Origin of the sequence: Aequorivita sp. H23M31, assembly GCF_004022485.1 — a bacterium.
GTDB classification, from domain to species: domain Bacteria; phylum Bacteroidota; class Bacteroidia; order Flavobacteriales; family Flavobacteriaceae; genus Aequorivita; species Aequorivita ciconiae.
The window spans coordinates 120,796-135,403 of the sequence record NZ_CP034951.1 but is presented as its reverse complement, the minus strand read 5'-3'; the positions used below and the strand labels follow the sequence as shown (position 1 = coordinate 135,403).

Genomic DNA, 14,608 nt, shown 5'->3' with positions numbered 1-14,608 from the left:
AGTTATCAAGATAGGGAGGTTATTGCGCAGTCTGACGTTTAGTATAAAAGAAGTAGGGCTGTAAATAAGCAATTACTTTTCGGATTATCCACAAGCCAAATCTTTTGCATTTTGTTTTAAATTATTTTTCTAAAAGCCAAATCAAAAGATTTGGCGACCTCGCAAATAAGCCTGAAACATTGAGTTTAGCACTTACTTGCCCTATTTTTTTTATACATTGTTACCTGTAGTTTTTTCACTTCAGTTGATTAAATTCCGCTATTGGAAATTCGTGACTAACCCATTTTTCTTTATATAATTCCGTTCCAATTTCGTCCATTATTTTTAACATTAAGTTTCGTATTTGATTAATGTATTTAGCAACAGTAGTTTTTCCGCTCTGCATAATTTCAAAATCATTTTCATCATACATTCCCCAACTGGCCCAATCAGAATACCAACGAAGTTCAAAATCAATATCCGTTTCATTAATTCTATTTAGGATTAATTTATGTTCGCCAGGTTCACTCATAAAAACCACAGACGCATCATTTCTATTTTGGATTTTAAGTGCAGATTGTGCCAATTCCAAAAGCGTATCGTGTAAATACGAAACATCACATTCCGTAACTGTTTCGCCGTTATTTATTCTACAGCCAGCCCAACCTGCATCTTCAACTATATATTCGATTTCGAGCATTTTTTTTCAAATTACAGGTAACGGTCTTGTATATGGCTCGTAGCGTGCAAATTAGCGATAACTATTCGGTTAAGCACGAGCCGAATTTTTTAATTTTCTTATTATCTTTTCTTTTCAATAAGCCAAATTAGAAAATTTGGCGGACTTCCAAATATGCCTTAACTTCGATTAGGCAACTAATTAGCTATGAGCTATATACGTTGTTGCCCACAGTTTTTATTCCACGTTGTAATTCCCATTCGCCCATTTTATTGTTGGTTCAATCCATTCCTTTAAAGGTTTGAATAAAAATCCGTGTCCCATTCCTGTATTCAGTTCTATTTCTTTAAAATGTTTGATTTCACAAGTTGAAGTTTTTTTTCTCTCCAATGCTGAAACTCCAAATTGGTCGGACTTTTCGTAAATCGTTAAAATATTCCCGCAATAATTGACTTCGGGTATAGTTTGAATGTCGTTATTCCTAAAACTTGCAATAAATACAAAATTCAAATCTGGATTATTTGTTAAAGTAGAAACGTATTGAGCGATATATCCGCCTTTTGAAGTTCCAACCACAGTTATTTTTCTCGGTTCTGTTCCGTTTTTTATTAAACTGTCGATTTGGGTTACAATTCCGATAGCGTATTCTCTTGCATTAACGTTCCCGTTTCGTTTTTCGCTTATTACTTTAAATCCGCTATTTTCAAACTCGGCAATAATTTCGTTGTATTCAGTCCGTCCAAATTCGGGATGCAATTCATTTAATTCGTGTTCTTCTAAAAATCGATTGTGAAGGAAGAAAATAAATCGGTCATTGTTTTCTTTTTCGCACGCAAGAATTGTCGAGCAAAATAAAATTCCGATTAAAAGACTTATTTTCATTGATTTACGGTTTTTTTTTAAATTGTGGGCAACATGTGTATACATGCCATATTCATAATTTTCATGGCGTTTATATTGTTATTGTACGCCACTGTTTTTAATAATAGTTAGTTCAGCAAATAGTTGGGGATTAAAGTTTAGAGGCGCATTAAGCGGGGAGCTCCATTCCAAATGTATTAAAAATCATTGTTGTCCGATAAAAATCTAAAGTAGCAAAAATAGCATTGTCGTTGCCTTATTTTACTGGATTGTGTTCCGATTTTCAAAACAGAACCCCCTAAGGATCGAAAAAGCTCAATTGGCCAATGTTTTTTGTGGTGATTTCTTCCCATTTGGAGTCTGGGTTTTTCAGGAACTTGAACAGATCGATGTAGGTCATCAAATGGTGGCGTATTACAGACACCATATTTGAATATGCCCAACTTCTCTGCGCCTTTCTTTGTATTACGAGCATTATGAGTTGAATGATCAGACTGACCCAGATCTGTATCTCTATTGCATTTTGGTTATCGCCCAGAAAGTATTTGAGGGGAAAGTTCTGTTTTAGGCGTTTGAACATGGTCTCTATCTGCCAGCGATTTTTGTAGATATCAGTGATCCTGTCGGCCTCCACTTCATAGTTGTTGGTGATGAACTCATATACCTTGCTCTTCTCCTGGTGCCAAAAGGCTATCCGTCGCAGATGAAATTCGTTGCCTTCCTTATCGGAAAGCGTTATCTTTTCATCCTTGAGGACAGCATCGTCCACGTTGTTCGGTATATCAAACTCTTCAAAGCTCGTATAGCGTGCATTGCTCTTTTGCCTGGTCACAAAGTAGATGCCGTCCAACGTCCATTGCTCGTACTGCTGATAATCTACATATCCCTTGTCAAAAACAACATAGGAGCCCTTTTTTAGACCAAGTTCTTTTAAAAATGTATGATCGTGCGTTGCGGCATCAGAAAATTTGATCAGGCAGGGAACATCTTCCATGGCATTGATCATCGTGTGCATCTTTATCCCGCCCTTCTTTTTGCCGTTGAGCGGGTTCCGGCCAACACCCCTCAAGATGTCGCTAAAGAGCGCTATTGTCGAGGAATCGACTATTTTGAGGTCCTTTATGGCGGGCTCCCTGGTTCTGCTGTCCGATAAAAACCGGTGGTAGCGTTTATAGAGACCAGAGTAAATATCCGCAAAGACCTCTGCACTTCTTCTTTTGTTGGCATCGGACAATGTACTGCGTTTTGGAAAGTCCCGTAGCCCCAAATGGTTGATCTTGCCCTCGCACGCCAGCATTATACTCGTTACCTCGCGAAGTGAGTTGCAGCCACTGATAACAGCGAATATCATCGTAACCAAGTGATCATAGGTGCTGAACTTTTTGGTGTACCTGTCGCTGTTATGCTTTTTTGCTGTCCGATAAACATCCTTAGGGTCAAGGAAGTTTAAAACTTGTTTGATAATAGGTTGTCCGCTGAAATTTTTACTTTTGTTCATATCTAAAGTTTTGTGGTAAAAACTAAGATATAAATAAAGCGGGAAATCCTTCTTGGAAATCCCGCTTTTAAAAATGTTTATCGGACACTACTGATTAAAAATCTTATATTGTCCGTAAATGTTTTCTAAAAATTTTTAACATTTCAAAATGCCTTTTTTGTAAATTTTTAAGAATTTTATCCTAACTAAATTTTAAATGCCTTTTATAATCGTGATTACCGATGGGTTCCCGTCATATACAAAGGAGAATCTTCGCTTCAGAAGTTCCGAAATTGGGAAGGTGATTTGTAGGAATTATTTTAATATGTTGTGATGGTTGTTTTTGTTTCATCAGCAGTCATTCAAGTTTATATTTCATAGTTCCATCTATAATTAAAGAAGAATCATTTTCATCATAGATAATATCTTTTGAGCCATAATTCCCATTTTCTAGTTGCGATAATATTGTTGTTGCTTTAGAATCTGGCAGGAATAATTCAAGTTTAGATTTATCTTCATTAAAAACAATGAATGCGACCTTCTTATCATTTTTATCTACAGGTTTTAATGGGTGTCCTTCTGCAAAAACTCGAATACAGTTTTGGTTTAATTCACTCCAAGTATAACCAGCAGAACTAATACAACCGTGTTTATCTTTGTCATTTCCGACAAATTCCGAAGTTTCGGCATCCTTGGTATCCTTTACACTTCCGCAAGAAATAAAAAGAAGTATACCGAAAATTAAAGTCCCTATCTGTCTCATATTACTTTGTTTTTGGGTTAATAATTTAGCAAATTCTTTAGCCTATTAATCGTCCGAACCATCATCATATTCATCATACTCAGCATATCCGAAGAGAATGGAATCCTCATTATTCTTTGCACTCGCCGGAGTTATTATCTCCATCGATTTCTGACCAAAAACCGGGGAACGCAATATTCTACCTTTGACAGCTTTGGCCCTAAATAAAGGAGTAAGTGCCGATTCGGCGATGATTTGGGTGGAGAGATCTTTGGAAAAGGCAATATTAAGTCCCAGGTCGATATCGGCAATATCCATTTTAGCGGCCGTTATCCCTCCTTTCGCTTTTAATTCTATCTTGCTTTGGGAGGAACTTGAAATTAAAATTGAAGCACTGTCTGCTTCTACTAATTCTGTTACCACAACCCAATCTTTCGCCCATTTTCCATTTTTATATAAGTCCAATATGTCCTGACCCAATTTTATCTGGTTTTTTATAGAAGGAGATAAAGTGCCGTTCGCTTTAAATAATATTGCATTTTCTTTGGAGAATTCCACTGTAATTCCTGCGTCGGTATCCCCTAACACACTACCGGGAGGAGCAATTGTTCCGGAAGCTTTATTGGTTATTGATACGGCCCCGTGCGTGCTGTGCTCAATATTGGACTTGGTTGTATCCGCCTCAATATCAAATTGAATGTCCAAATCGGAAAGGTTTGCTATTTTAGTGAATGTGTTTCTATTTAAAGTTCCAATATCCCCTAACTTTAAAGGTGTTCCCGGAAGCCAGGTTGCTAAATATCCAAATTGTTGTTTTAATTCTCTTGTGTATGACTTCTCGGTTCTCATGCTACTTTGATTTTAAGATCTAATTGATTGAGTGATATGTATTATTCGGAATTAGGTTTTTATTGCTCCCATTTAAGTGGCTATTTGTTGGAGACTTTTCTAATTTTATCTTTGTGGGTTTAAAAAAAACGGATTAATTAATACGCAAGAAAACAATTTGAAATTGATGAAAAAAATATAAAGGGTCATTGAGTTTATTAAGATCTAGGTGAGGAAAAAAAATGCACCAAGCTCTAATTCAAATATATTAAAAATTTATCCATAAAATTTAAGTTATTATTAAACATTTTAACTACTTATTAATGAAATGAATAACAAATATTTCAAGGAGACTATAATTCATTAATAATTTAAGGAGTTACATATAGGAAACTTTTTAAAAGTTTTATACGATAGAAGAACCCTTAAGAATTTTAATATATTTGAAAGTGTGGCTGTAACTCTACTATGGTAACAAGAACTTATAATTCATTTTAAAAAGCATTATATAAAATAATCAATGGCAGAAGATATTGGCAAAATAATCGAAGCGGCAATTACAAAAGCCATCAAGGACCGTGGTCAAGTAAATATATTGATCGCGGGGAAAACCGGGGTTGGAAAATCCACCTTAATCAATGCTGTTTTCCAAGGGAATTTTGCTACGACCGGCCAAGGGCGTCCTGTAACTAAAAAAACGAGAGAAATAAAGAAAGAAGATATTCCCTTAACCCTGTTCGACACAAGAGGACTGGAACTAAAGGATTATCGGGAGACCTTTAAGGAGCTTGAAAATTTTGTAAAAAACAAAAACAACGATTCCAATCCGATGCACCATATTCATATGGCCTGGATCTGTATTGATGAAGGTTCGAGAAGGGTTGAGGATGCAGAAATTGAACTTTGCGAACTTCTTGCTGGCTATATGCCAGTAATTGGGGTTATCACCAAGGCTTCTTCAGATGAAGGCTTTAGAATGAAGGTTTTGGAACTATTAAAACCTGCTAAAAATGTTGTTCGCGTAAATTCCATTCCAAAAATATTGGATGATGGTTATATCATAAAACCTTCGGGTTTGCATGAACTCGTGGAACTGGCTATGGAAATTGTACCCGAGGCTCAAAAAAACGCCTTCGTTGCGGCGCAAAAAGTTAGCATCGAACAAAAAAAAAATAAATCGCACGCCATAGTTGTTGCCTCGGCAACCTCGGCTGCTGCTACGGGCGCAATTCCCATCCCATTTTCGGATGCTCTTATTTTGGTGCCAATCCAAATTGGAATGTTAGCGGGAATTACCGCGGTCTTTGGATTTGAATTGAAGAAGGCATTTTTATCAACCCTCGTTTCTTCCACAATTACGGCAGGTAGCGCAACTCTGATCGGGAAGTCCATTGTGTCCAATTTGTTTAAAATGTTTCCGGGAATTGGAAGTGTGGCGGGTGGCGCAATTTCAGCATCAACCGCATCTGCCATAACAATTGCTTTTGGCGAGGCCTATATCGCCGCTCTAGCATTTCTCCTGAAAGATAAGGACATCTCAGAAGTTAGTGAATCGGACATTCTTAAGGAATTTAAAAAGCGTTATTTGGGGAAGCGTTAAGGAGGTCTCGAAACTAATATGAAATGAAGATCGCCCCTCGGCTCCGCTCGGGAACTGGGAAGAATTTGAAACTTAAGTTGAAGATGAAGATGAAGAACCTCCCTCGGCTCTGCCCTTCAAGGGGCCGGAAGTTTCTTAAAACAATTTCAATCGCTATAATTTTTTCAATAAAAAATTTAAACAATCAATATTCAAGAATTGGAATATTTCCGTAATTTTGGAATAAATCCAAGTCATGAAATATATAAAGTATTTTAGCTTCTTCTTTAAAACGAAAGGTTCGCCTCACTTAAATTCCGACCAACTGCGGAGATTGTTGAATATTGTGTCCTTAGAAACTACCATTAAAAATGTGGACGATCTAAATATCACTGGCCGGAAAGCTTATAATCTGAGGGAAAGCTCGAAGACTTCCTTAAAACAACTTACCAAGGAGTTACCTCCTGAAAATCTTTTGGAAGAAATGATGAGGTTATCCAATACCTAAAAATTTATTGGACGTTTCAATAATTTAATTTAAGGTATATCTGTTGAAGAATCAATAAATTTTTCTGAACAGATTTTCCGAACGGGTTGGAGATAGACTTGGGAAATTTCGGGACATTTGTCTTTTATTTTATTCCGAAGCATTTCCATTGCCGTATATCTATCTTCAAGGGAAATGACATCTTTAAAAACTATTTCCACAATTACGAGAATAGCTGTTGGGCCAAAATGACTTGTTTTGGGATAGCCAAATTCCCTGATAAATTCGCTCTCGTTTAAGATAGCTTGTATTTTTTTTAGAACAGTCTGAGTGGCACTTTCGCCCAATAACAATCCTTTGGTCTCACGAGCAAGAAAAATTGCCACGACCAACAATTCGCATCCGATTAAAATGGAAGCGATTCCATCGGCATATTCGTTTTGGAAGTGATTGGAAATAAAAACACCCATAAAAGCTATGAACAACCCGCTTACTGCGGCGGAATCCTCGAGAATTATTACAAAATTCGCCGGATCCTTGCTTTTGATTATGTTTGAAAATAAACTACCTACGGGATTTTGTTTTCGAAAGCTCCGTATGGCTATCACCAAGGAAGTCCCTTCAAAAAAGACTGCTGCAATAAGCACCCAATAATTCCAAGCGGGGTCTTGTATGATCTCGGGATTTTGAAGTGAATGGATGCCCTGATAAATCGCAAATCCTCCACCGAGGGCAAAAATGAGGATACTGACTACAAAACTCCAAAAGTAGATTTCCATCCCGTAACCAAAAACGTGCGTCCGATCCTTGGGACGGTGCGATTTCTTATTACCGAACAACAAAAGAAAACCGTTTCCCGTATCGATAATGGAGTGGATTCCTTCGGCAAACATTGCTGAACTTCCAGTAAATATAGCCGCAATAAATTTGCTAACTGCAATCAATATATTCGCCGTTATTGCTCCGTAAATAGCGAAATTTGATTTTGCTGTCATAGATTCTCTTCTTGAACGTAATCCTCGGTTACTAAATTTTATTGATGGATAGTCTAATCACTTTTTGATTGGATTATCCTATTAAAATTAAAAAGATCATTACAAAATCCAATTTCCCGTAACAACGATTTAATTTAAAATTATTAAGAAGTTAACATAAATCAAAAGTTGGCCACTGCCCATTAAGCTCTTCCAACTCCCAATTTTCTCTTTTTACTTGCAACTTCCCACTTAGTACTTCGATCTTCCAATTTTCAACCTTGAAAATCTTATATTTTATCTCTAGCCTAAACCCTCTACCCTACCAACTCTCTCTACTACCGGCAACTTTAGCAATTCCTTATAAATTCCCAAAGCGTCCATTTTGTAAATTGAACCCAATTCGTTCCCAATATTTAAAAGAGCTTATCATGAAAGAGCAGAAAAACTATCAGCAGAAAAGAGATTTCTCCAAAACCAAAGAGCCAAAAGATGATGAGGGAAAATCCAAAAAAGGAAAGGAACCAATTTTCGTGATTCAGAAACATGATGCCACTAATCTGCATTACGATTTTCGTTTAGAGATTGACAACACCCTAAAATCATGGTCGGTCCCCAAGGGGCCAAGTACCGATCCAAGGGTAAAGAGAATGGCAATTCCAACCGAGGATCATCCTATAGCCTATGCCGATTTTGAAGGTACCATTCCAAAAGGTCAGTATGGCGGTGGAACTGTAATGATTTGGGATAAAGGGACTTTTAAAAACATTAAAAAAGATAAGAATAATAATCCCATAGACTTAAAGAAATCTTATGAGATGGGAACCCTGGAATTCCAATTGGATGGCGAGAAACTTTCGGGAGGTTATGCCCTTATTAAAATGAAATCTGGAAATATGAAAGGTAACTGGTTGCTGGTAAAAATGAAAGATGATGAGGCCGATGCACGACGGAATCCGGTGAACACGGAAAACAAAAGTGTGGTTACCCATCGCACTATGACCCAAATAGCAAAAGAGGGAGAAGAAGAATAAATTATGGAGAAACTAAAAGAGATTCTTACTTCCGAAGAATTTAAAAGTCTTGGAAAAAAACCATTTCCTGGCTTTGTACAACCCATGCTCGCCACCTTAACGGACGAATATTTTGATGATCCAAAATGGATATTTGAACGCAAATTGGACGGAGTTAGATGTCTGGTCACTATTAATGATGGCAAGGTGACTCTATATTCGCGAAATGAAAACATTATGAATGAAGCGTATCCGGAAATAGTAGCTGCTTTGGAAAGTCATCATTATCCCAATGTTATTGTAGATGGAGAAATAGTTGCGTTCGAGGGAAAAACTACCAGCTTTCAGAAATTGCAGGGAAGAATCCAATTAAAGGATAAGGAATTAATAGAGAAGAGTAAGGTAAAGGTATTTCTATATCTTTTTGATATTCTACATCTTGAAAGCTATGATTTAACCCATCTGCAATTGAAATCGAGAAAAAAGATTTTGAAAACTGCTTTATGGTGGTCGTCACCTATTCGTTATACTACCCATAGAAATAAAAATGGAATAGAGTTACTCCAGGAAGCCTGTAACAAAAGATGGGAAGGTTTAATAGCCAAAGATTCGCAAGCAAAATACGTTCATTCCAGGAGTAAAAACTGGCTAAAATTTAAATGTTCCAAGGGACAAGAACTTGTTATCGGCGGGTTTACTGAACCGCAAGGCGGGAGAATAGGTTTTGGCGCGTTATTGGTGGGTTATTATGAGGATGGGAAACTGCTTTTTGCAGGAAAAGTAGGAACCGGATTTGACGATACTTTTCTAAGGAAATGGCGCAAAAAATTTAATAAAATAGAGATTGAGGAAAGTCCGTTTAAAAACCAAAAGATTAACCAGGGTGGAAATTACCATTGGATCAAACCGGAATATGTAGGTCAATTCGGGTTTACGGAATGGACTAAAACAAACAAACTGCGCCATCCCAGATTTCTGGGAATGCGTGATGATAAAGAAGCCAATCAAGTTGTAAAAGAATCATAATTATGGAAATAGCAGGAGTTGAAATAACGCATCCCGAGAAAATTATTTTCCCCGAGGCAAAAATCACAAAATTGGAAATGGTGCAGTACTACCAAAAGGTGGCCAAGCAGATGCTTCCTTATATGAAGGACAGACCGCTCACCTTGCACCGTTTTCCCAATGGAATAGATAAGGACGGCTTTTATCAAAAAAATGCTTCAGAATATTTTCCAGATTATATTAAAACCATAAAGGTAAAAACGGAAGATGGTGAGAACATCCAAATACTCTGCGGTAACGAAAAAAGTTTGATTTACCTTGCCAATCAGGGAACGGTGGCTTTTCATATATGGTTATCCAAAAAAGACAACCTATATAAACCTGATAAAGTGGTTTTCGATCTAGATCCGCCAAAAGATTCCTTTGAAAAAGTAAAGGAAGGAGCGCAGATAACGGGAGATTTTCTAAGATCCAAGGGAATTGATCCCAACCTAATGACAACTGGACAAAATGGATTTCATGTATGGTATAAAATTCAGCGCAGAAATACCTACGACGAATTAAAACCAAAATTATTACAATTGGTACAGGAACTAGAAGACAAAAATCCTGATCTGTTTACGACAGCGGTACGAAAAAATAAGCGGGAGGGGAAAATTTTCCTAGATTATCTTCGCAATTCTTATGGTCAAACATCGGTATGCCCCTATTCGCTGCGAGCAAACCAAAACGCCGGAATTGCCACGCCCATTCAATGGAAAGATTTAAAAAATATTAAAAGTGCTGACCAGTTTAATTTGACAAGTTAAATTGAGGGAGGTTCTGCAAAGTTTCAAGTTCAGGTTCCAAATTTTCCTCCTTGGCTAAAGCGTCGGCGGAAAAAGCTCTCGTGCTATATTTTCCACTTACGCTAAAGCTTGGGTGACCCAAGGTGCCACAATTTTAAATTCTCATTTCCCTATTCTCAAGGTTCTTTTCATCATAATTCTTGGCACTTGGCCCTTGGGTCTTGGCTTTAGATTCTCTGCAATCTGCTCTCTATTCTAAGTTCATTTTTTCTAAAACCATTTCTTCCTTTTAAAATATAGAATCATCCCAAGTGCGACAATTGCCATAATTGCCATAAGAATATAATAACTGTATTTATAATGAAGTTCAGGCATATTGTCAAAATTCATCCCATAAACTCCTGCCAAGAAAGTGAGAGGTATAAATATGGAAGCCATAATGGTCAATACCTTCATCACTTCGTTCATTTTGTTGCTCAAGGTTGTTAGGTACATATCCATCAAGCCCCAAATCATATCGCGGTAAATCTCGACACTTTCGTTCACTTGGATAATATGGTCATATAAATCGCGAATATATTTACTTGTGGATTCCGCTATTAAGGGAGATTCAATTTTTTCGAGTCTATTTATCACTTCCCGAAGCGGCAAAACTGCTCTTCTTATTTTTAATATTTCCTTTTTAAGTTCCTGGATTTCTTGGGGAATGTTTTCATTTCCTTGATCATCAAAGAGCCGATCCTCAAGGAGCTCAATTTTATTGCTTAAGAACTCAACCACGGTAAAATAATTATCTACCACCGCATCCAGAATAGCAAACATTAAATAGTCCGATCCCGCGCCTCGTACTCGTCCCCTCCCTTGCGCCAGTCTTTCTCGAAGATCATCGAATACATCGCCCTGAGACTCCTGAAAGGTTATTACATAATCCAACCCAACTATCATGCTCACATGTTCCTTGCACAAATGCTCATTATCGTCATAATGCAACATCTTGAAAACTATAAATAAATAATCCTCGTACTCATCAATCTTAGGGCGCTGATGAGTGGATACAATATCTTCCTGTATAAGTGGGTGGAGATCAAAATGGTTCCCCAACTCTACAATAGCCTGGGTGTCGCTAAGACCATTAAGGTTTATCCAGGTAATATGTGAAGCATCTTCATATTTAAAGGCATCGGCAACATTCGTGGTCTCAAATCGGTCATAATGCTCTTTTGAATAGTCAATAATATCAAGCCTAGCAGTTTTTGCAGTTTTTTTCCCGGTATAGGCAACCGTGCCTGGAGAAAGGTTTTTCGCCCTTCTCGGCTTCATCTTTTTAGTCTTTTTCGTGCCTTTTGTTTTTTTCTGAACCATAAACGGTTGGGTTGTTTTTCTAAAGATAGAAAATATGAAGGTAGGATATTTTTTAAAATAAAATTAAAGCCGAATTTAGATTGGAGACAACACTCAAAAGTCAGGCAATACCAAAAATAATAGAGAAAGGAGAACAGAGAAAAATTTAGATATTGCTTATAATTTCTTTCTTATTTAGACTTTCCGCAGCGATTACCATTAAAATCCCAATAATATAACATAGCATATCAATCCATGAAAAAGAGGTTCCCAAAACAATTTGTGTGATTTTCGATTCTTGTAATTGTAATCTTTCTATCAAATTCATTAATTGTAGAACTTCAACAGTAAATGAAAACAGTAAAACAAATAAGGCGGTTTTAAGTACGGATATTTTCAAGAATGTCCTTAGAAAGCAATAGATCAGGATAACCACCAAAACATCTCCAATATATGGCCGAACGAAATTATCATTTACAAATAGGGCAATAAAAACCTCGATAAGAAAAAAAAGGATTGTGAGTAAGAAATAGTTTCTTTTAAAAGTAAACATCGTGCTAGATTACGCTAGGAATCAGGGCTCTCGAAAAGAGTAAATACAAAAAATATTCAGCAAATATGAAAAATCTAATTTTTAAAAGAGGTCATGTCAATTACAAAACGATATTTTACATCGGCCTTCACAACTCTATCGTAGGCTTCGTTTATATCCTGAATATTGATGAGCTCAATGTCTGATACGATATTATGCTCTCCACAAAAATCCAACATTTCTTGGGTTTCTTTAATTCCACCTATTAAAGAACCTGAAATACGCTTTCTTCCTCTTATCAAACTTCCACCGTGAAATGGATCTAACGGCTCAATCGCCCCAACCAATACCATCGTGGCATCATTTTTAAGAAGCGCGATATACGGATCTATTTTATGACCTACGGGGATAGTGTTTAAGATAAAATCGAAAGAATTTTTATGCTTGGACATTTCCTCTTCATCTTTACTGATAAGAACTTCGTGAGCACCAAGATTTTTAGCATCCTCAGCTTTTGACGGAGAGGTGGTGATCATTACAACATGCGCGCCTAGTGCATTGGCAAATTTTACGCCCATGTGTCCAAGGCCCCCAAGTCCGATTACTCCTACCTTATCTCCCTTTTTCACATTCCAATGCCGCAAAGGGGACCATGTTGTAATACCGGCACACAATAAAGGAGCGGCCGCGGCGGCATCGATATTTTCGGGAATTCGCAAAACAAATTCTTTGTCAACCACAATCTGAGTGGAATATCCGCCATAGGTATATTGTCCTCTAATGTGTTTGTCGCGACTGTTATAGGTAAAAGTGGCTCCTTTTTCGCAATACTGCTCCAAATTATTATGGCACTGGTCGCAATTGTGACAGGAATCGACCATACAGCCTACACCTACAAGTGCACCTACTTTAAAATCGTGCACGTTTTCACCTACTTCAATTACGCGTCCAATTATTTCATGACCCGGAACAACGGGATATTTTGAACCGCCCCATTCATTACGGGCAGTATGGATGTCGCTGTGGCAGACCCCACAAAAAGAAATATCGATTTTTATATCGTTTGCACCTACTTCTCTTCTTATAATATCGAGTGGTTTTAATAATTCCTTTTCGCTTTGAACCCCGTAGGCTTTAGTTTTTGTGGACATTTTTATAGGCTTTTACTGTTATTTAAATTAGAGAAAATTTCTCCGAAAAACATTGAAAGTAAAGGTAGGTACCGTGTTTCTTACATGGGGTTAAGGCAGTGTTAATAACAAGGAAAACAAATTGATTCGAGAAAAATTCCCCGTGCACAACTTTTAGTTTAAAATATTGAAAAAATTACTTTTCAATTGACTTCCTCATTTTACCAGGAAACCTTGGAAAACTGAAAATTGTGCGGGTCGTGGTTATAAAATACACTCCGGTCAAGAGTACAACCGCCGCAATAATTGATTGGACTGTTATTTGCTCATTTAAAAAATACCAACCCAAAAATAAGGCTATTATAGGATTGACGTAGGTAGAGGTGGCAACCTTTTCTGGAGAAACGTTTTTTAAAAGATAATTGAATGAGGTATAGGCAACAATACTCCCGAATGTAATCAACAAAACCATACTCAACTGCACGGATTGTCCCCATTGACTGGGAGCTTTCCATTGCTCTGAAAAAGCTAGACTCATTATAGCTAGAGTAATACCGGCAGTAAACATTTGATAACCCGTATTGATAAAGAAATTTTTGTGCAGATCCGCCTTTCCCACAAAAAGACTTCCATAGGCCCACGTTAGCATACAGGCAAAAATCATTAGCATTCCGATTACAGTTCCCTCCTTAGTCACAATTTGCTCCTGACTTACCAAAAGGACAATGCCGCATATGCCCAAGGTTACACCAACCAAAGACATTAATTTTAATCTTTTACCTTGTACAATTCGCATCAATAATAAAACAACAAGAGGTTGCGCTGAAATTTCTAAAGCAGCAAATCCGCTATCCACATATCGTAAAGCCCAAACAATAACGCCGTTGCCAAAAGAGAGAAAAAGCACTCCAACAATAAATGCATTAAGCAATTGCCTTTTAGTTATCGCAAGGCTTTTGCCCATTAATTTAGAAATAATAAATATCAGTACGCCGGCGGTGGTAAAACGAATAGAAGCCAAGAAAAATGGATCTAACTCTCCCACAGCAACCTTGTTGAGCATATAGGTAGAGCCCCAGATTACATAAATGGAGAAAAATGCAAGAATTATTAGAACTGGATTATTTGCTCCGGATTTCAAATTATTATTTAAGGAATGGTCCAATCGACTTGGCTATAAAGACATCAAATTA

Annotated in this window: 15 protein-coding genes; 5 read left to right on the top strand and 10 right to left on the bottom strand. The window is 37.2% G+C overall.

Annotated elements, in window-relative coordinates:
• Positions 1-235: 235 nt before the first annotated feature.
• The 5 genes from EI546_RS00665 to EI546_RS00645 form a co-directional block, all read right to left on the bottom strand.
• Positions 236-679: a hypothetical protein gene (locus tag EI546_RS00665; protein ID WP_128248738.1), complete on the bottom strand. Its 444-nt coding sequence runs from the start codon at positions 677-679 to the stop codon at positions 236-238.
• A gap of 216 nt (positions 680-895) precedes the next feature.
• Positions 896-1,540 (bottom strand): alpha/beta hydrolase, encoded by a 645-nt coding sequence (locus EI546_RS00660; RefSeq protein WP_128248737.1) that lies wholly within the window; start codon positions 1,538-1,540, stop codon positions 896-898.
• A gap of 277 nt (positions 1,541-1,817) precedes the next feature.
• Positions 1,818-3,017 (bottom strand): IS4 family transposase, encoded by a 1,200-nt coding sequence (locus EI546_RS00655; protein ID WP_128248736.1) that lies wholly within the window; start codon positions 3,015-3,017, stop codon positions 1,818-1,820.
• 337 nt (positions 3,018-3,354) lie between these two features.
• Positions 3,355-3,759, bottom strand: a complete 405-nt coding sequence (locus EI546_RS00650) for a hypothetical protein (protein ID WP_128248735.1) — start codon at positions 3,757-3,759, stop codon at positions 3,355-3,357.
• Positions 3,760-3,804: 45 nt separating this feature from the next.
• On the bottom strand, positions 3,805-4,587 hold the full coding sequence (locus tag EI546_RS00645) for a hypothetical protein (protein ID WP_128248734.1): 783 nt from the start codon (positions 4,585-4,587) through the stop codon (positions 3,805-3,807).
• Positions 4,588-5,086: 499 nt separating this feature from the next.
• Here EI546_RS00645 and EI546_RS00640 point away from each other — a divergent pair, with 499 nt between their 5' ends.
• The gene (locus EI546_RS00640; RefSeq protein ID WP_164905136.1) at positions 5,087-6,166 is read left to right on the top strand and encodes a YcjF family protein; all 1,080 of its coding nucleotides are present in this window, start codon (positions 5,087-5,089) and stop codon (positions 6,164-6,166) included.
• A gap of 235 nt (positions 6,167-6,401) precedes the next feature.
• Positions 6,402-6,653, top strand: a complete 252-nt coding sequence (locus EI546_RS00635) for a hypothetical protein (RefSeq protein ID WP_128248733.1) — start codon at positions 6,402-6,404, stop codon at positions 6,651-6,653.
• Positions 6,654-6,682: 29 nt separating this feature from the next.
• Here EI546_RS00635 and EI546_RS00630 read toward each other — a convergent pair whose 3' ends face one another.
• Positions 6,683-7,627 carry a cation diffusion facilitator family transporter gene (locus tag EI546_RS00630; RefSeq protein ID WP_128248732.1) on the bottom strand — a complete coding sequence of 315 codons (945 nt, stop codon included), beginning with the start codon at positions 7,625-7,627 and terminating at the stop codon, positions 6,683-6,685.
• Positions 7,628-8,037: 410 nt separating this feature from the next.
• Here EI546_RS00630 and EI546_RS00625 point away from each other — a divergent pair, with 410 nt between their 5' ends.
• The 3 genes from EI546_RS00625 to ligD (EI546_RS00615) are packed head-to-tail and all read left to right on the top strand — an operon-like array spanning position 8,038 to position 10,433.
• On the top strand, positions 8,038-8,640 hold the full coding sequence (locus EI546_RS00625) for a DNA polymerase ligase N-terminal domain-containing protein (protein ID WP_128248731.1): 603 nt from the start codon (positions 8,038-8,040) through the stop codon (positions 8,638-8,640).
• A gap of 3 nt (positions 8,641-8,643) precedes the next feature.
• Positions 8,644-9,645, top strand: a complete 1,002-nt coding sequence (ligD, locus tag EI546_RS00620) for a non-homologous end-joining DNA ligase (RefSeq protein WP_128248730.1) — start codon at positions 8,644-8,646, stop codon at positions 9,643-9,645.
• A 2-nt stretch (positions 9,646-9,647) separates the two neighbouring features.
• Complete coding sequence (gene ligD, locus EI546_RS00615; protein WP_128248729.1) at positions 9,648-10,433, top strand: non-homologous end-joining DNA ligase; 786 nt, start codon at positions 9,648-9,650, stop codon at positions 10,431-10,433.
• A 249-nt stretch (positions 10,434-10,682) separates the two neighbouring features.
• Here ligD (EI546_RS00615) and corA read toward each other — a convergent pair whose 3' ends face one another.
• The 4 genes from corA to EI546_RS00595 form a co-directional block, all read right to left on the bottom strand.
• Positions 10,683-11,774 (bottom strand): magnesium/cobalt transporter CorA, encoded by a 1,092-nt coding sequence (corA, locus tag EI546_RS00610; RefSeq protein WP_128248728.1) that lies wholly within the window; start codon positions 11,772-11,774, stop codon positions 10,683-10,685.
• Between the two features lie 145 nt (positions 11,775-11,919).
• The gene (locus EI546_RS00605) at positions 11,920-12,306 is read right to left on the bottom strand and encodes a ribosomal maturation YjgA family protein (protein ID WP_128248727.1); all 387 of its coding nucleotides are present in this window, start codon (positions 12,304-12,306) and stop codon (positions 11,920-11,922) included.
• A gap of 74 nt (positions 12,307-12,380) precedes the next feature.
• Positions 12,381-13,436 (bottom strand): NAD(P)-dependent alcohol dehydrogenase, encoded by a 1,056-nt coding sequence (locus tag EI546_RS00600; RefSeq protein WP_128248726.1) that lies wholly within the window; start codon positions 13,434-13,436, stop codon positions 12,381-12,383.
• Between the two features lie 175 nt (positions 13,437-13,611).
• Complete coding sequence (locus EI546_RS00595; RefSeq protein ID WP_128248725.1) at positions 13,612-14,556, bottom strand: EamA family transporter; 945 nt, start codon at positions 14,554-14,556, stop codon at positions 13,612-13,614.
• Positions 14,557-14,608 lie beyond the last annotated feature (52 nt).